The following is a 17,974-nucleotide window of genomic DNA, read 5'->3' on the forward strand; positions in this document are numbered from 1 at the left end:
CCCCCACCGCGCAGGAGTCACGATGAGCAGCATTCAGGCCCCCGTGTGGGCGTTCCATGCCGAGGCGATCGACGGCGTCGGCGACACGCACCTCCCGATCGGGATCCACGTCCGTGCCCTGCCGTCGGCGCGCCTCGGCCTGCCTGCCGCGCCGCTGGTCGTGTACCGCGCGGTCCTCGACCTCGACAAGTTCAAGCACCTCGTGCACGACGGCGGGGTCACCTGGATCGACAGCCACGGCGAGCCGCGCACGATCCCGTTCGAGGTCACCCCGGACAACCCGGTGTACGGCTACTTCCCGGCGCCCGACGTGTTCTGGGCCGAGCTGCAGGCCGAGCCGGGTGACAAGCTCGACCCGCCCAAGCCGCCGCCGTTCAAGGACATCGGCGAGCTGATCAAGGGCGAGTTCAAGGACGAGAAGGAACTCGAACATTTCGTCGCCACGATCGACCCGATCCTCGGCGACCAGCAGCAGCCCGCGGGCGTGCTGCGCTTCGAGGCGCTGACCAGCACCGGCGTCGGCTCGGCGCCGATCCTCTCGCGCTCGAGCGAGCGCTACGCCCTCGCCGCGTGGACGATCCAGCGCGTGCGCGTGGTCGGCAAGGGCAGCGTCAAGGGCATCCGCTGGCTCGACGACGCCGCGCTCAAGAAGGCCCAGATGGGCGATCAGCTGTGGCAGGTGTGGAGCCTGCCGGTCAAGCAGAAGGCCCGCTACATCCCGACCGCCAACGCCGAGTCGGAGGCCAAGGATCGGGTTCATCGCGCCGGCGCGACCCGCCTGCCCATGTACGTCGCCCACACCGCGACCGCCCCGGTGACCGCCCCGTCGGCGATCCCCGACGACGCCATGGTGCGCGTCGATCAGGTCCGCAGCGAGATCGATCGCTGGCTCGACCTCGTGCTCGACGACACCAGCGTCGAGACCTGGCAGGTCACCGACAAGCAGGACGTCGACGGCAAGGACGGCGACATCCGCGTGCCCGTCGAACCATTCATCCTCGCCGGCGCCGTCGACCCCGACGTCGGCCATTTCCTCGGCTTCGGCGACGTCGACACCAAGCCCCCGGCCGGCGCCGGCTCGCTGGTGTTCTACCGCGTGCGCGGGCTGTGGCGCTGGCGCGCCAAGCAGTGGAACTCGGCCCAGCAGCAGTCGTTCGCCGCGGCCGTGCGCGCCGACAGCAAGGCCGTCCAGGCCAGCTTCCCCGAGCTCACGGAGTGGGGCATCGGGCCCAAGGAGAAGGGGCCGTTCGTCGACCTCCACGCCACCGCGGTCGCGTTCGTCGGCACCCCGCCCGAGCTGCCGCCGGCGATGACCTTCGACAGCGCCGAGGACCGCGGCTGGCTCGCCGAGCCGCCGCCGCCCCACGTGCGCCGGGCCCTGCGCCTGCTCGCCAGCAAATTCCGCCCGCACGCCGTCGCTGCGCTCGCGGCCACCGACGTCCGCGGCGACCGCACCCTGCACGCGTTCCCCAAGTACGGGCGGCTCATCGTCGGCGAGCCGCTGCCGCCGGGCCTGCCGCTACCGCTGGTGGTGTCGCGCCCGATCGATCAAGGCGGCCCCGGCGAGGGCCGCTTCGAGGAGCGCGACGCCCCCGCGGGCGCCGTGTTCTACCGCCTCGCCGAGGGCGACTGGTTCGGCCGGTGGTCGCCGTGGCGCACGCTGCTGGCCCCGGCGAAGGCCCGCACGCCGCCGATGCGCCCGGTCATCGAGATCTACCCTGAGCCGCCGACCGTCGCCGAGCCGGTGCAGACCGGCCCGCTGCACGGCACCATCACCCTGCGCATCCCGATCCCCCGCGTCTCCGAGCTGCCGCCCGGCGGCGCCCACCTGGCCAGCCTCGAGCTCGACGAGACCTTCGAGGGCAGCCCCACCACCACCGTCAGCTACATCCTCGCCAGCCCCGCGCCGGCCGTGATCGACACGGATCCGCCCACGCCTGACATGCTGCGCATCGTCCGTGACGGCCCCGACCTGCCGCGCTGCGGCTCGCGCAAGGTCACCTACACCGCCCGCTGGTTCGACGTGCTCGGCCTCGTCTCGCCCGACGCCCTGCCGGCCCAGCGCACGATCACCGACCCGCGCCCGCCGCCCCCGCCGCCCGTGATCACCGAGCTGCGCTGGACCGCCCGGCCCGACGCCGAGGGCCACGCGCGCGTCGACCTCGACTTCACCACCACCGTCGGCACCCGCTACCGCGTGTTCGCCAGCAACGAGACCCTGCTGCTCAAGGCGCTGCAGCAGGGCGGCCACGTCACCGCCCGCAACGAGATCCTCGCCGCCGAGCCCGGCGCCCCGCGGGCCGAGAAGTTCAAGCAGTACAAGGCGCTGTTCGGCTGGGACCACTTCGAGGGCCTGACCAAGCAGCCGATCGTCGCCACCGGCACCACCACCCGCTTCGTCCACCGCGTGTCGGGCTCGCTCGAGGTGCTGGTGATCTACCGCGTGCTCGGCGAGGGCCCCTCGGGCGCGCTGTCCGAGATGTCGCAGGCCGACCTGGTCCCGTTCGCGGTGCCGAACCTCGGCCCGCCGACGCGGCCGCAGGTCGCCGTCCTCAACGCCGGCCTCGATCCGACCACCGACGGCGTCAAGCTGCGCGTCAAGGTCCCGCGCAGCAAGGCCGCGCCGAAGGCCTGGCGCCTGCGGCGGACCAGCACGCCGACCCGCGAGTCACTCGCCATGCGGATCGTCGACACCGGCCCGGTGAGCGGCGCCGAGGTCGACGGCGAGGGCACGAGCTTCGACATCCTCGCCGCCGCCCCGCTGAAGCCGTGGCGCATCTACAAGTTCGCGGTCGAGGTCCAGGCCGACGACCCACCCGGCGCGCCGACCGTCGGCGTGATCCTGCCCGGCGAGTGGAGCGAGGCCAGCGCCGCGGCCACGGTCTCGGCGATCCCGCCGGACCCACCCGCGGCCGCGTCCGGCATCGTGGTTCAGAACATCCCCGGCGCGCTGCAGATCACCCTCACCCACCCGCACGCCGACGCGCTGGGCGGCACCCCGCTCGGGCCGCACCGCTTCGAGCTGTGGCGGGTCCAGCCCGACGCGCGCCCCGAGCGACGCGAGGTCGCGTTCATCCGCGGCGCCGGCGACACGTGGATCGGCACCGACCCCGGCGAAGCGCCCGCCGGCACCTACGTCACCGTCTCCATCCTCGACCCCGTCGGCCGCCGCAGCGACGCCGCGCTCTCCAACCAGATCTGAGGTCCCGATGGCCATCACGCTGAATCCTCCGATCGACAACCTCGGCATCATGGCCCCCGTCCTCGGGCCATGGTTCTCCGCGGCCGACGTCAACCTCGGCGTCCCCGACCCCGCGCAGCGGCTCGGGCTGACCGTCGATTTCGCCGCCGACACCGACTGGTTCGCGCCGGCGACCGGCACGCTCAGCCTGTTCGTCACCGGCGGCGCCACCCCGGCGACCCTCGACGCGCTGCAGGACAGCAGCGGCGCGTTCCCCTTCCCGGCCGGCCGGATCGTCGCCTACTTCCGCCTGCTGCCCGAGGTCGAGGCCCGGCTGCACGCGCTGGTCGGCCTCGTGCCCGCCGCGACCGCCAACCCCGTCACCGATCCACCGACCGCCGCCGCCGCGCCGACCCGCCCGCAGGTCCGCAGCCTGGCGATCGTGCTGCCCGCCGCGACCCCGCTGACGCCCGCCGGCCTCTACCCGTTCTTCGGCGGCGAAGGCGACATCCCCGGCGGCGACCCGGCCGAGAAGATGGCCGCGATCGGCCTCGCCCTCAATGGCGGCAACCTCGTCAACGCGGCCCTGCCGATGACGTGGTTGCGCCGGCCCGGCGGCGCCGCGGGCGACCGCGACGTCCTGCTGCAGGACCTCAACGGCGAGGTCCAATTGTGGGCCTTCGATCGCCGCGGCCGCGCCATCGATCCCGGCGCCGTCGCTTGCTGGTGGTCGTGGTTGCTGGCGACCGCCGTCGGCGACGACCCGGCCACCGGCGACGCCGACATCCAGCTGCTCGCGCCCGACATCGAGGCCAATGATTATCCGCAGCAGGGCGGCGGACCGGTGGTCGTGCAGTTCGCCGCCCAGCGGACCGCCCACCTCGTCGACGCCCACGAGGGTCCGCTCGCCGCCCCGTTCCTCGGCGGTCGCCTGCAGGTCGACGGCGCGGTCGCCAACGACGCGCTCGTGCTGGTCGCCGACAACGACGACATCGCCTTGACCTTCGCCGCCCTGCCCGCGCCGGGCACCCCGCCGACGGCCGACAACCCGCAGGTCGACGACGCCCCGCGGGCCCGCATGGCGGTGCTGCCGACCGGCAACTACGGGACCACCGCGACGCTGTGGCCCGGCGGACCGGTGCACGCCGGCCTCACGCGAGACTTCGTGCGCGTGGCCGTGGTCGACGAGGAGCGCCACCTGGTCGGCCTGGCCCGCCGCGACAGCCGCGAGGACGCCACCACCACCGAGGAGCGCCTGCGGTCGGCCCAGAACCGCCCGAGCACGCGCATCGAGGTCCACCGCACCAGCACCCCCGACGGCGTGCTGCTGACGCACTCGCAGGCCGCCGCCGACGCCCTGCTCGCGGTGCCCAACACCGACGACCCGTCGCGCCTGGTGCTCGGCCTCGGCGATTTCGCGTGGGGCGGGGCCCCGAGCGCCGCGGCCCCGACCCCCGGCGCGGGCCCGCTGCCGACGACCCTCGCCGACAGCGGCGCCGCGGTCCCGACGGCCGGCCAGTACCGCGTGCGCGCGCTGACCGGCGGCGGCGCGCTGGCCCAGGATCAGCAGACCGTGCTCGTCGAGGTCAACCTCGGCACCGCCTGCGCCGGCGCGTGGGTGCGGGCCTGGCCGCTCGGCTTCAACCTCGAGGTCGGCCTGCATTTCCGCACCACCGGCGGGGCCGGGCGCGTCAATGCGGCCGGCGTGGCCCAGTTCACGATGGTGCTGCTCAACGGCACGCTCGGCGCCAGCGGCCTGCTCGGCATGGACACCCTGGTCCTGCTGCCCGACAGCACCGGCGCCGTCGCGGCCCAGCGCCGCTACGCCGACCGTCGCTTCGCCCGCCCCGCGCCGGTCGGCGGCATCGCGGCGACCACGATCGCCGGCGACTGGGTGGTGTGCGAGACCGGGGCCACCGGCTCCGGCGCCCTGCCGAACGGCGCGGTGCCCCCGGGCGGCCACGTGGTGCTGCTGACGGCCACGCCGACGATCGTCGATCGCACCGCGATCCCGGCCGCCGCGTGGGACGCCGACACCTTGCGCAACCGCCTGCAGGCGACCGACATCGTGTCGCTGACGTCGCCCGCGTTCGGCTCGACCCCCGATCGCGCCGACGTGCTCGGGCGCCCGCTGCCACGCACCCCGACGGCCGGCGGCAACCCGCGCGGCGGCCTCGACACGATCGTCGGCAACCGCCTGCACTACTTCGATCGCCTGGCCGTCGGCCTGACCTCCGCGTCGTCGACCCCGTACTCGCTGCTCGACCGCCTCGAGGTCGCAGCGGCCACTGTCGGCGACGACGCGGCGACCGCCGTCATCGGCACCGCGCCGCCGGTTCCGTGGGCGCTCGAGTCGGCCCGCGAGTTCTTCCTCGGTCACCCCGGCGTGCCGGCGGCGATCGAGCTCCACGGCACCGGCGTGCGCCTCACCGGCGCGCCGGCGGTCGCGGTCGCCGAGTACGTGCGCGAGCGGACCGCGGGGCTGTCGTTCGCCGAGGTCCAGGCGCTGGTCGAGCCCGACCGTTCGGCGACGATCCAGAGCGAGCTCGCGGTGGCGGCCGAGGCCGTCACGGCGCTGCCGACGATCGCCGACGGCGCCGATCCGGGCCCGGTGGTCGCGGTGCTGCGCACCACGGCGCTCGGCATGGAGGGCCGCCCGGGCGTCGGCTACGATGCGGTCGACGACGAGCAGTTCCCCTTCAGCGAGCATGAGGACGAGCTCGCAGACTGGCTCGACGACAACATCCCGGTCGAGGGCGCCGCCGGCACCGCCCTGCGCGACGCCGTCACCGGCCCCACCGCCTCGATCACCCGCGCCCTCGACCGCCGGATCCAGACCGCGGCCTCCGGCGCCCGCGAGACCCTCCAGGCCCTGCTCGCGGCGATCGATCGCGCCCAGGACTTCGTCTACGTCGAGACCCCCGCCGTCGACGCCATGCCCATCGATCACGGCGGCGACAACGTCGAATGGTGGACGCGGCTGGTCGCCCGCATGGGCGCGCGCCCCGGCCTGCGCGTGATCCTGTGCGTGCCGAGCCTGCTCGGGCCCGGCACGCCGAAGCGGCTGCAGGAGGTCCGCGACCACTGCCTGCTCACCGCCGTCGACGCCATGCGGGCCACCCGCGGCGATCGCTTCGCGCTGTTCTCCCCGGGCGCCGGCGCCGACCGGGCCGTGCGGTTCACCAGCACCTCGGTGGTGATCGACGACGCGTTCGCGCTGACCGGCACGACCCACCTGTGGCGCCGCGGCCTGTCGTGGGACTCGTCGCTGGCGGCCGCGGTGTTCGACGAGCGGGTGATCGACGGCCGCCCGCAGGATGTCCGCGCGTTCCGGATCCAGCTGCTGGCCGACCGCCTGGGGATCCCGACATCACGCGTGCCCGACGACCCGGCCGAGCTGGTGCGGGCGATCCGCGAGCTCGACGCCCGCGGCAGCAACCGCCTGTCGGCGATCCCGATCGCGCGCCCGAGCGACACGCCGCAGAACGCCGACATCGACGCGTGGAACGCCGACGGCAGCAAGGACGACCTGGACCTCGCCAGCGTCGCGGCCCTGCTGATGGCGTTCATCGCCCTCACCGACGTCGACCACGCGATCGTCGAGGGCTGATACGCGGAGCTCCGGGCGAGGCCTGACCGAAAGGACAGGTCTCGCCCCGCGCCGTCACGACTCGCACTCGAGCTCCGCCTCGAAGCGGCGAGTCGACATGGGCAGAACGTCTACTACGACCGCGCCTCCCGCCTCTCGGTGACCCACGGTCGGTCCCGCCCGGACATGCGCGCCGGCAGCCTGCCGTTCACGCCTGAGCCGGCACCTGCGCAGGCGCCCCTGCGCGCATGTCCGCGTGCGAGTCCGAAGTGAGCCTCGATCCCGACCCCACGCCGCCCGTTCGCGCGCGGCGCAGGCCCGGTTCCGAGCCGATCCTGCGGCGAGCACCGCACGTTGATCGCCGCCGACCGCGAATGTAAAGATCGTCGGCGACGGAGGGTAGAGGGGTGAGTACATCGAGTGTGGCATCCAAGGCGCAGAGCGACAGCGGCTACAGCGCGGACTCGTGGATCGACGTTCGGCTCGAGCCGATGACCAAGCTGTGGCAGGGCATCGGCGGGGAGAGCAACTTCTTCCTCAGCGAGAACGACGCCCGCGAGGCGCGGGGGGCTTACCAGGACGCGCGCGGCTACAAGTTCGCCGAGACGCTGTGGCGGCTGGCCCAGGTCCAGCCCAACGCCGTGCACGGCTATCGCCTCGGGATCCGCGAATTCGTGGTCGACCTGCCGACCCCGGCCGCCTGTGCGGTCTGCGTCGCCAACACCAACCTGGGCAGCGGCGGCGTCTTCCAGTACTACATCGTCGACTGGAAGAACTACCTGTTCGAGACCGGTCGTCACTTCCACTTCGGCAGCGCGAGCTGGCGCGGCACGATCTGACGCCAGCGCTCGCGCCATCGGAGCAGGGCGCGTCGCTCCGGCGCGAGCATCCGGGCGCGCGCCGCATCGCCGGCGTGCGCACCCTGACGCGGCACGTGCGGCGCATCGCGGCGCGTCGCTCCCATGCGAGCATCCGGGCCCGCGCCGCGTCGCCGACCTGCACGACCTGGCGCATCGCGGCGACCGCTCGAGCGCGCGACGGCGAGGCGCCGTCGACACGCATCGAGCTCCATGAGACTCGCTCTGCCGCGACTCAGGGCGAGAAGCCGCAGCCGTCAAGGTTGTCGTAGAGCGCCATGCTGCCCTTGAAGCCGTTCGCCTTCATCAGCGCGTGCGCCATCTCGGCGTTGCCGCACCACAGCTTCTTGTTGTGGCCGAAGTACGCCGTGCTCTTCGGCAGGAACGCCGCCACGTCGAGGACGTCGACCAGCTCGCCGTTGTATTCGAAGCGGATCTCGCCGTCGATGGTCGCCGCGCCGAGCCCCACGAGCGACTCGATCCCGTTGCCGGAGACCTTCACGCTGCCGCCGACGAAGCTCAGCGCCCCGAGCCCTTGCAGATCTTTTAATGAAGGGTGGCCGATCAGCTCGAAGCGGCCGAACCCCTGCGGCGTGGCCCCGATCGAGGTCAACTTGGCGAGCGCGTGCAGGCTCGCCAGCGGCGCGTTGGCCTCGATGACGAGCTGACCGCCGACCTCCTCGAGGCTGTCCAGGCCGTCGAGGCTCGCAAGCGCCGTTTGCACGATCTCGAGATCGCCGCCGACCCGCCGCAAGCACTGCAGCCCGGCCAGGCTCGTCAAGCCGGGCGCGTGGATCGTCAGGTCGCCCGTGATCTCCCCGTAGGCCGCGAGCGCCGCGACGTCGAGCGAGTTCTCGATCGAGAACGATCCGCCCAGCACCTCGAGGTCGGGCGCGCAGTCGATCGGTTCGCCGGTCGAGCCCTCACCCGTCGAGCTGTCCTCGCTCGTCGAGCCCGTCGTGCTGTCCTCGCCCGTCGAGCTCTCGCCCGTCGCGCTCTCGCTCGTCTCCCCCGTCGAGCTCACCTCGCTCGTCGAGCTCTCGCTCGTCTCCCCGCTCGAGCTGCCCTCGCTCGTCTCGCCGCCCGAGCTGCCCTCGCTCGATTCGGAGTCCGGCGTGAGCGGGGCGGTCGACTCCTCGGTGGTCGAGGTCGTCGGCCCGGTGGCGTCGGAGCCCTGCGAGCTCGTGCTCGCGTCAGTCGCCTCCGTGGACGCCGTCTCGGTCCCGGTCCCGCTCTCGCCGGGGCAGGCCGCGAAAAGACTCAAGCCGGCGGTCAGCACGAGCGAGTCGAGCGCGAGGGCGCGGTGCGACGATGACGATAGGGTCAGCCTGGTCATAGGATTCTCCTGAGCGCGGAAATAGTGGGTGCGGCGGCGCCTCGCTCGAGGCGACCGCGCGCGGCCGGTGGGTTTTAAAAAGTAAGTCGCCGCCTCCCGGCCGTTCCGTCACGGCCGCGCCGGAGCCGGCCAAAACGGCGCCACAGCCCGCAGGAGCCCCCCCTGCGACGTCAAGCGGGCCAGGACCGCCGCGCCGCGGGTCCGAACCGAGACGGATGCCACCTGCATCCGTCGCTCCCGCAATGACGCGAACTCGGCGGGTGGCTGCACGCCGCGGCCGCTGCCAGCAATGGCGCGACGGCTCGCGGCCCGGGCGACGCACCCCGCACGCGGTGGATCGGCCGCCCGCGCTTCAACTTTGCCCGGCGCCCTGCTATGCAGGCGCGATGCTCGGAGGCCTCCGGTGAGCTACAGCGGCGCCCAGGTGTACTTGCCTCGCGGCCCCACCGCGGCCGCGATCGCCAGGTGGCTCGCGGAGCGGCTGCCGGACGCCGAGGTCGAGCGCTCCAGCAGCCGGATCGTGCTGCGCCTGCTGGGCGCCGAGCTCGCGCTGGCGATCGACCGCGCGCCGCACGTGCGGGTGGAGGCGCAGGAGCTCGCGGAGCGGGCACCCGCGGGCGCCGCCAGGCTGCTGCGCCGCGCGACGCGACGGATCGAGATTTTGCCCCGCGATCCCCGGGCCGACGTCGACGACCTTTACGACGCGTTGCTGCTCGTCTTCGAGACCCTGCGCGGCATGCCGGAGGTCGTCGGCTTCGACCCGTTCGACGGCGCGTTTTATTGCGCCGACGCGCTCGCTACCGGCGCGGAGCCCATGATCGTGTATCGCGTCGCCGACCTGCCCGAGGGCCTCGCGCTGGACCTGCCGGCGGACGCAGGACCTCGCGGGTGCTTGTTCTGGATCCACCCGCCCGGCGGCGCCGCGTGCGAGGCCTTGATGGCGGCGCTGCCCGAGCCGGAGCTCGATCATGTCGACGAGGGCCTGGCGCTCGCCACCCTCGTCATGAGGCTCGGCGGCCGCGGGGGCCGCCTCGCGGCGATCGTGCCGCCCAGGCTCACCGACGGCGAACCGACGTGGGGCCTCGGCTTCCACACCGGACCCGCCGACGTCACCGAGCAGTTCCTGCGGGCCGCCGGCCACGACCTGCGCCCGGCCTCGCAGATCCTCGACGGGCTCGCCATCGTCGAGGTGCGGGCCGCCGACGACTCGCCGTGCTCGCAGCTCGTCGAACGCACCGTGTGCGACGGCCGATTGCGCCTCGGTGTGCTCCGCACGGCCGGCCGCGGGCTGTTCACCGTCGAGGGGCCGGCGCAGCGCTGGGCGCTGCTCGACCGCGAGCGCCGCGAAATGATCGAGCGCGAACTGCCGCCCGCGGGCGTCGTGACGGACATCAAGCTGCGCCCGGTCGCCCCGCGCCGGGCAGCGCGGACCCGCGACGCGCTGGAGCGTCTGTGCCGCGAGCACGACCTCGCCGCGCCGGAGCCGGAGATCGGCGCCACAGTGCTGCGCCTGCTGCCGCACGCGGTGCTCACCGCGGGCAGCTGGGACGGCCCCGCGGCGGACATCAAGGCCCTCGCCCGTCGCAAGCTCGGCGGCGAGTGGCTGGCGGTGATCGCCGGCGCGTGGGTCGAGCGGATGTTCCACGACGGCCCCGTCGCGGCGAACCACATCGATCTGTTCACCGCGATCGACGGTTGGCTCGAGCAGGCGATCGGCCGCGAGGCGCTCCGCGAGGCGACCGTTCGCGCCCTCGAGCGCATCGATCACAGACCACCGGCGCGGGCCAGGACCTGAAGGCCCGCGCCGTCGCGCCTCCCATGGCGCGACGCGATCGGTCGTCGAAGCCCACGTGCGCCGCCGCCGAAGGTCAGCCGGGCACCGGCAGCGTCACCTCGTTGATCTTCGAGATGTCGCTGCCGGCCGGATAGCCGTACGACGCCGCCGAATCGGTGCCCCAGACCACCACCCCGAACGGCCCGTCGCTCTCGGCCAGGTGGCGGCTCGTGCCGCAGCCCGCGGCCGGGACGTTGCCGCGCTCGAGATCGACGTGGGCCACCTCGAACTCCCCCTGCCCGCCGACCGGCATCCAGCCGCCGACAGTGCCGAGGCACTCGACTTTCACGTCGGCGAACACGCCGCCCTCGCTGGCGCGCACGATCACGAGGTTGGTCGTCGCATAGGTCGGATCGGTGAAGAAGATGTAGCGGTTCTGGAACTGCCTGGCGCTGAGCAGGCTGACCCACTCCTCGTCGCCGAGGCCGCACGACTGGTTGGGCGAGCAGCCCGGGCGCGTCACCCCGCCGGTGCCGCTCATGTACTGCGAGAACAGGAACGGGTGCTCGGGGTCCTGCGAGCGCACCGAGAAGAAGCTGGTGGTCTCGAACTGCACCACCTGCCCGGCCGCCAGCGCCGTGGGGGCCCCGGGCGGCGCCGACGGGTCCCACGTGAGGGCCGTATCGTCGACCACGCCCACCATGCGATAGGGGACGCTCTCGGGCGCCAGATCGATCAGGCGCGTCACGACGCCGGCGCCGACGTAAGCGTTGCCCAGCGCCCGGACCGGCGCGATCTGCTGGTGGGCCGAATCACGCCCGCCCGGCCCCAGCGTCGCGCTTGCGACCGCGATATACGTGTTGCCCGTCCACAGGCCGATCGGCTTGTCGCTGTCGAGGATCGTCCCGCTCGAATCGAGGTTGTTGCCCTGCTTCGACCATTGAAGGATCTGGCCGGCGCTCAGCGTGTACTCGGTGGTCACCCCGGCGGGCGCCTCCGCCTGGCCGCCGCCGCCCGGCAGCGTCACCGTCGGCGCGACCTTGACGACCGTGTCGTCCTCGCGCGCGACCACCATCGTGAACATCCCGCCCTCGCCCGGGGCCGGGGTGATCGACATGTGATTGGTCCCCCACGAGGTCGCCGGGAACAGCAGCGACGCGCTCGGCAGGTAGCTGGCCGCGCCGCCGTACGGGTTGATGTCGTAGGCGCTGACCGGGACATCGGTCGTGACGTGGAACGCCTCGCCGACGCCGGTGCCGGGCACCGCGGTGTCCTGCAGCAGCGCCGGCGGGACCGGGCACTCGAGCGAGGTGCCGTTCTTCACACCTGGCTTGTGGGACAGGAACAGGATCGCGACCTCGTCCGGCGGCAAGCCCTCGGGCGGCAGCAGCTCGTAGGTCGTGACGGCGCCGTCGGACTTGGGGATCCGCGCGTGCTGGGTGATGTCGAACGATTGCCCGCCGCGGCTGACGGTGATGTGGGCCGGGCCGCTCCACGCATTGGCGAGGAACACGGCGAAGCACGGACCGTCGAAGTACTGGCCCAGGCCGTTGGCGTAAAACGGCGGCGTCGGGGCCCAGAAGTCGCAGCCCGCCGTGCCCTGGAGCGCGCCGAACACGTCGCACACCGGCTGGCACGCGCCGTCGAGGCAGGCCTCGTCGCTGCCGCAGGTCTCGACGACCGCGTCGAACGGGTCGAGCACGTCGTGTAGGTCGCCCGAGCAATGCAGCACGAGCGGCCCGCCGGTCGTGCCCTCGCTGGTGCCCTCGCTGGTGCCCGGCGCGGTCGAGGTCCCGGTCGGCTCGCCCGTGGTGGTCGTGCCCGGCTCGGTGGTCGCTGCGGCCTGCGTCTCGCTGCCCGAGACCGGGTCTTCGGTGGTCGAGCCGGTGGTGGTCGGGGCGTCCGCGGTGGTGCTCGTGCCCTGCGTGGTGACGCCCGAGACAGAGGCCTGGGTCGCGCCGGACAGCTCGCCCCCGTCATCGCCGCAGGCGAGCACGAACAGCGGCAACAGGGCCCACAGACGGCTCAAAGCGGCGACGTGGACCGTGACGGAGGACTGGTTGATTTTGCGCATCGCGTCGACTCGTGGCGTCGAGGATGCCACCCCGCGCCAGCGCGAGGCTCGCGTGCCCCGGATCCGCGGCGCAACGGTTCGCACGCGCGGGCGCGACCGCTCGGCCGCGCCCCGAGAGCGCGTGCGAGCGCACGCGGCCTGGCGCCGCGTCCACCCGCGAGCGCCTCCGCCTGAGCCCGGCTCTCTCCGCGCGTCAGACCTGAAAGTAGTTCTGCCAGGCCTGATACAGCAAATCACGGATCGCCTGCGGGACAGCGCCTCCGCCGCGGTGGCTGAAGACCCCGGTGTACCCGTAGTAGTAGTATTCGTTGTCGTTCGTCGCCATGTGATCGTCGCCCGGATTGTCGACGTGGCGGCTGAAGTGGATGTTGGCGAAGGTGGCGATGACGTTGCAGACGTAATAGACCCAGTTCCCGGTGAGGTTCTCCAGGGAGTTCGTGATCTTCCAGTCGGTCATGCTCATGGCTGCTGCTCCAAGCGCGGGCTCGCGTCGGCCCGGTCAGGTCTCGGCGAGGGAGATGTTGCCCGTGGGATCGACGGTCATCTTGTAGTCCTGCGGGCTGCTGTTCACGTTGGCGAGGATGACCTCGCCCGAGCCATCGTCCCACTCCGCCTTGATCTTCCAGTCGTCGTCCCAGAGGATGCAGCGGCCCCGCCCGGTCTGGACGCTGAGCGGGACGTTCTTGTGCTGGGAGATCCAGGCGTAGACCTCGGAGTACGACCGCGGGGACACCGTCTGGCTGTCCCCCGGGTGCTCCATGTTCACGATCGAGATGTGGGCGTTCGATTGATTGTCACAGCCGCGAATGCCTGTCGTCATTGTTCCTCGTGGTTGGCAGCAATATGTACCCGCGGCCGACCAGGCGCCGCTGGCGGAAACAGCCTGTCGTGCGCCCGACGACACCGCCCGCGCGCAGCCGCCCGCGCCACCGCAGCCGTGCTGCAGCGCGCCCCGTTCGTGACGATCGCGGCGAAACTCCCGCTCCGGAGCGGAATGCGACCCCCGCCGACGCTTGATTCGCCGCGTCGCCCGATTGGCGACACCGACCGCGAACCTTCGAGCAACCGAGGCCCACGCCTCCGTCGCCGAGGGCTCTGCAGCCCTCGACTGTCACATCCTCACGGCCGCTTGCGCGCCGCCAGCCACGCGTCGATCTCGACCACCGACGCGGCCGTCCTCGCGTCCGCGGCGAGGGCCTGTCGCGCCTCGCGGGCCAGCGCGACCGCGCGACGCGACTGCCCCAGATCTGCGAGCACCCTGGCCAGCTCGAACTGCACCTCGCCCAGCCAGGCCGGATCGCCGTCCGCGCCGCGGTTCAGCGCCTCCGCCAGCGCGACGCGGGCCGGCCCTGGCTCGCCGCGGGCGTAGTGCGCCGCGCCGAGCAGCCGCAGCGGCTCCGCCAGCGGCGGGCTGTCTTCGCCGTACGCTCGCCGCGACACCGCGAGCGCCTGCTCGCACACCGCGATCGCGCGGTCGAGCTCTGCCAGCAGGTTCAGCGTGCGGCAGCGAATGATATGAGCCTGGGCGCTCTCCGGATTGTCGACCCCGAGCGCCGCGTCGAGGTCAGCCGCGGCGCGGTCGGCTCTGGCGAGCGCGAGCCGCCCGAGCCGCTCGCGCTCGTCGGGCGCCTCGGTCGCCTCGGCCTGATTGAGGACGCAGATCGCCCAGTCGCGCAGGCACGACGCGGTCGTCGGGTGCTGCTCGCCGTGCAGTCGGCTCGCCATCTCGTGCGCGCGCCGCAACGCATCGTCGGCGGCCGCCCACGCGCCCGTCTGCTGCGCGGTCGCGCCGAGGAAGATCAGCGTCGCCATGACCGCGTCGTGATCGCCGACCAGAGTCCGATCCCACACCGCCAGCGCGCTCTCGAGGCGCGCCAGCGCCTGCACCGCGTCGCCCTTGTAGAGCAGCGCCTGGCCCTCGACGCGCGCCAGCTCGCCGGCGAGCAGCGGCGTCTGCAGCCGCTCGGCCAGCGGTCGGGCCCGCGCGGCGTAGGCCAGCGCCGCCTCCGGGTCTTGCAGACCGACGCCGACGATGACGACCAGGTTGACGAGCACCATGGCCCGCCGCGTATCGTCACCGGACGCCTCCGCGAGCTCGGCCGCGACCTCGAAGCGGGCCCGCGCGCCCGCCAGATCGCCGGACCTCATGAGCAGGTCGGCCTCGTCGCTCGCCGCCGCCGCCGCGAGCGGCAAGTAACCCATCTCCCGCGCCCTCGCCTCGATCGCCCGCACCGACTGCAGCGCCTCGTCGACGCGCCCCTCGTCGGCCTTCGCCACCGCCTCGCGCAGCTCCCGGCGCGCGCGCGCGACCTCCTCGCGCACCGCCGGCTCGGGGCTCGGCAGCAGCGACAGCGGAGCATCGGCCGCGCATCGATCCGGCGCCGTGAGCCCGTACGACAGCCACTCGACCTGCTGCAGCGCCGCCCGATCGGCGGGGTCGACGGCGCCGAGGAACCCTTCGAGCTCGCCGAAGCCCTCCTCGAGGCACGCGATCCGGCGCGCCGCGATCGCCCGATCCGCGCCCGCGTCGCGACACACCTCGGTGCGCAGATCGACCCACCGTTGCGCCTGCGCGTCGAGGCGCGCCTCCAGGCGCTCGCTCAGCAGCTCGCCGCGCGCCAGGCCCCCGCCGGTGATCGCCGCGCGCAGCCGTTGCTTCTGCGCCGCGTTCCACAGCCCGTCCATGCGCGCCCGCGGCTCGTCGCACGGATCGGCCGCGACCGCGACGACCGCCGGTGCCTCGCGCAGCGCCCACGCCAGCGCCAGCGCCACCAGGGCCCCGAACGCCAGCAGCCCGCCGACCCGCGCCCACCGGGGCTCGATCGCGTTCGCCAGCGCCACCACCAGCGCATCCATCGACGCATAGCGATCGCCTGGCCGCTCGGCGAGCCCACGACGAACGATCCGCTCGAGCCGCCGCGGCACCCGACCGAGGCACTCCTTCAACGTCAGACACAGCGCGTACTGATCGCTCGCCGCGGTCGGCTCGCCGCCCGCGCGCAGCTCGGGCGCCAGGTACCCCGGCGTGCCCGCCCTGCCGCTCTCGGGGCTGGTCGGCCAGAGCGGCGCGCCCGGGTCCGTGGTCGCGCGGGCCAGTCCGAAGTCGGTGACCTGCACGCTGCCGTCCTCACCGACGAGGATGTTGTCCGGCTTGACGTCGCGGTGGAGCACGCCCGCTTTGTGCGACGCCGCCAGCCCACGCGCCGCGCCCAGACACAGCGCCGCGACCTCGCGCCACGCCGGCCGCGCGCGCGCGCAGTGCTCGCGCAGCGTGCTGCCGCGGATCAGCGCCATCGCCACGAACAGCTCCTCGCCCGACTCGCCGGCGTCGAACACGGTGAGGACATTCGGGTGCGCCAGCCGGGCCATCGCCCGCGCCTCACGCAGCAGCCGCTCGCGATCGGCCGGGCGGACGTCGAGCGCGTGGATGAGCTTGACCGCGACGTCGCGGTCGAGCACCGGATCGTGCGCGCGATAGACCAGCCCCATCCCGCCCGAGCCGAGCAGATCGGCGAGCGTGTAACGACCGATCACCACCCCGGTCATCGGATCCGCGCCGCGGTCGTCCTCGCTGCGGACGCCGACCTGCCCGCGCGCGAGGCCGGCGACCAGCACGCGACAATCGGTGCACGCCTCGAGGTGACCGTCGAGCGCGGCGCGCTCGTCCGCACCCAGCGCGCCCTCGAGATACGCGAAGACCGTCTCTTCTTCCGGACAGACGTCCAACGCGCGCAATGTCGTCGAGATCGCCGCGACGCGTCAACCGCCGCCGACGCCGCAGTGTTGACCCGCGAGAAGTCGCAGATCTAGCATCGCCGCGCCGGTGCACGACCTCGCCGAATCGGTCCTCGAGCAAGCGCGCGTCGCGTGGCCCGCGGCGCCGTGGCAGCGCGAGGACATCGCGCGGCGACTGACCGGCGTGGACCCGCAGCTATGGTCCGAGCCGGCGGCCGCCGACCGCCGCGCCGAGCTCCTGCTCGCCTGGGCCTGTCTGCTCGGCGACCGCGACGCCGTCCGCCACGTCGAGGCCCGCTACGTCCGCGACGTGCTGCCGAACCTCCGCGCGCTCGACCTCGCGGGGGCCGAGCTCGACGAGGTGGTGCAGACCCTGCGCGTCGCGCTGCTGATCGGCGCGCCCGGTGGCGAGCCGAAATTCACCCGCTACGCCGGCCGCGGCGCGCTGGGCGGCTTCGTGCGGACCGTCGCGGTAAGGCTGGCGCTCGATCGCAAGCGTGCGCGCCGCCCTCCGGATCTCGGCGAGCTGGCCCGCCGCCTCATCACCCCGCTCAGCGATCCGGACGTCGACTATCAAAAGCAGCTCTACACCACGCGCTTCACCGAGGCGCTCGAGGCCGCGTGGGCGCGCCTGCCGATGGCCGAGCGCCTGCTCCTCCGCTACCACTTGCTCGATCAGGTCGGCATCGACGAGCTCGCGGTCATCTACCGGATCCACCGCTCGACCGCGGCGCGCCGCTGCGCCTCCGCGCGCCAGCGCCTGGTCACCGGCACCCGCGCCGAACTCGGTCGCGCCATTGGGGTGAGCACCCGCACGGTCGAGAGCATCCTCCGACTGATCGCCACCCGGCTGGACGCCGGACCCGAGCCGCTGCCCGTAGAACCGGCCTGAAGGGGCCGTGCGAGCCGAATTGCTCGCGCGTGTCGTTTTCGCCGCGACCTCGGAGCCCGGGCTCCGTCTGGTCGGCGAACCAGTCCCAAGAAGGCCTCCTCATGCGAATCACTCTGCTCTCGGCGCTCGCCCTCTCCCTCCTCGGCTCCCTCCCGGCCTGCAACGACGACGGCGGCGCCGACACCGACACCGCCGGCGACAGCGACGGCGACGCCTGCTCCGGCCCGATCACCGACTGCCGCCTCGCCGACCTCTCGGAGGAGCAGCAGGCCACCTACTGCGAGACGCTGCTCGCCGCCATCGACGACGAGCCCGGCACGCAATACACCTGCGACGCCGACGGCGCTTACTTGACGGTCACCACCTCCGCCGAGTGCATCGCCAACGAGGTCTCGCAGGATTGCGCCATCACCGTCGGCGACCTCATCGACTGCTACAAGGCGGCCAAGGTCGACGCCTGCGCCGCCTTCGCCGAGGACGGCGCCTGCGGGCCCGTGTTCAGCCAGGGCGCAGCCTGCGTCTGATCGCGCCGCCTC

11 protein-coding genes are annotated in these 17,974 nt (G+C 73.2%); 6 read left to right on the forward strand and 5 right to left on the reverse strand.

What is annotated here, in order from left to right; translation table 11 throughout:
* Positions 1-22: 22 nt before the first annotated feature.
* The 3 genes from POL25_RS02650 to POL25_RS02660 all read left to right on the forward strand — a co-directional run bounded on the left by POL25_RS02650 (position 23) and on the right by POL25_RS02660 (position 7,609).
* Entirely contained in the window at positions 23-3,202 is a 3,180-nt protein-coding gene (locus POL25_RS02650) for a hypothetical protein (RefSeq protein ID WP_272084199.1), read from the forward strand.
* A gap of 7 nt (positions 3,203-3,209) precedes the next feature.
* Positions 3,210-6,791 (forward strand): phospholipase D-like domain-containing protein, encoded by a 3,582-nt coding sequence (locus POL25_RS02655; protein WP_272084200.1) that lies wholly within the window; start codon positions 3,210-3,212, stop codon positions 6,789-6,791.
* Between the two features lie 386 nt (positions 6,792-7,177).
* A complete protein-coding gene (locus POL25_RS02660) occupies positions 7,178-7,609 on the forward strand; it encodes a hypothetical protein (protein WP_506417448.1) in 432 nt (143 codons plus the stop codon).
* A gap of 253 nt (positions 7,610-7,862) precedes the next feature.
* On the opposite strand, the gene POL25_RS02665 is transcribed toward POL25_RS02660, so the two are convergent.
* Positions 7,863-8,963: a receptor L domain-containing protein gene (locus POL25_RS02665; RefSeq protein WP_272084202.1), complete on the reverse strand. Its 1,101-nt coding sequence runs from the start codon at positions 8,961-8,963 to the stop codon at positions 7,863-7,865.
* A gap of 403 nt (positions 8,964-9,366) precedes the next feature.
* Between POL25_RS02665 and POL25_RS02670 the strand changes: the two genes are divergently transcribed.
* On the forward strand, positions 9,367-10,758 hold the full coding sequence (locus POL25_RS02670; protein WP_272084203.1) for a hypothetical protein: 1,392 nt from the start codon (positions 9,367-9,369) through the stop codon (positions 10,756-10,758).
* A gap of 73 nt (positions 10,759-10,831) precedes the next feature.
* Here the strand turns inward: POL25_RS02670 and POL25_RS02675 are convergent, their stop codons facing one another.
* The 4 genes from POL25_RS02675 to POL25_RS02690 all read right to left on the reverse strand — a co-directional run bounded on the left by POL25_RS02675 (position 10,832) and on the right by POL25_RS02690 (position 16,537).
* Positions 10,832-12,811: an IgGFc-binding protein gene (locus POL25_RS02675; RefSeq protein ID WP_272084204.1), complete on the reverse strand. Its 1,980-nt coding sequence runs from the start codon at positions 12,809-12,811 to the stop codon at positions 10,832-10,834.
* 193 nt (positions 12,812-13,004) lie between these two features.
* Entirely contained in the window at positions 13,005-13,274 is a 270-nt protein-coding gene (locus POL25_RS02680) for a hypothetical protein (RefSeq protein WP_272084205.1), read from the reverse strand.
* A gap of 36 nt (positions 13,275-13,310) precedes the next feature.
* On the reverse strand, positions 13,311-13,631 hold the full coding sequence (locus POL25_RS02685) for a hypothetical protein (RefSeq protein ID WP_272084206.1): 321 nt from the start codon (positions 13,629-13,631) through the stop codon (positions 13,311-13,313).
* Positions 13,632-13,930: 299 nt separating this feature from the next.
* Positions 13,931-16,537: a protein kinase domain-containing protein gene (locus POL25_RS02690; protein ID WP_272084207.1), complete on the reverse strand. Its 2,607-nt coding sequence runs from the start codon at positions 16,535-16,537 to the stop codon at positions 13,931-13,933.
* Between the two features lie 97 nt (positions 16,538-16,634).
* On the opposite strand from POL25_RS02690, the gene POL25_RS02695 reads away from it, so the two are divergent.
* The gene (locus POL25_RS02695) at positions 16,635-17,438 is read left to right on the forward strand and encodes a hypothetical protein (protein WP_272084208.1); all 804 of its coding nucleotides are present in this window, start codon (positions 16,635-16,637) and stop codon (positions 17,436-17,438) included.
* Positions 17,439-17,539: 101 nt separating this feature from the next.
* On the forward strand, positions 17,540-17,962 hold the full coding sequence (locus tag POL25_RS02700; protein WP_272084209.1) for a hypothetical protein: 423 nt from the start codon (positions 17,540-17,542) through the stop codon (positions 17,960-17,962).
* Positions 17,963-17,974 lie beyond the last annotated feature (12 nt).

Source organism: Nannocystis bainbridge (genome assembly GCF_028368995.1).
In the GTDB taxonomy this organism is placed as follows: Bacteria; Myxococcota_A; Polyangia; order Nannocystales; family Nannocystaceae; genus Nannocystis; species Nannocystis bainbridge.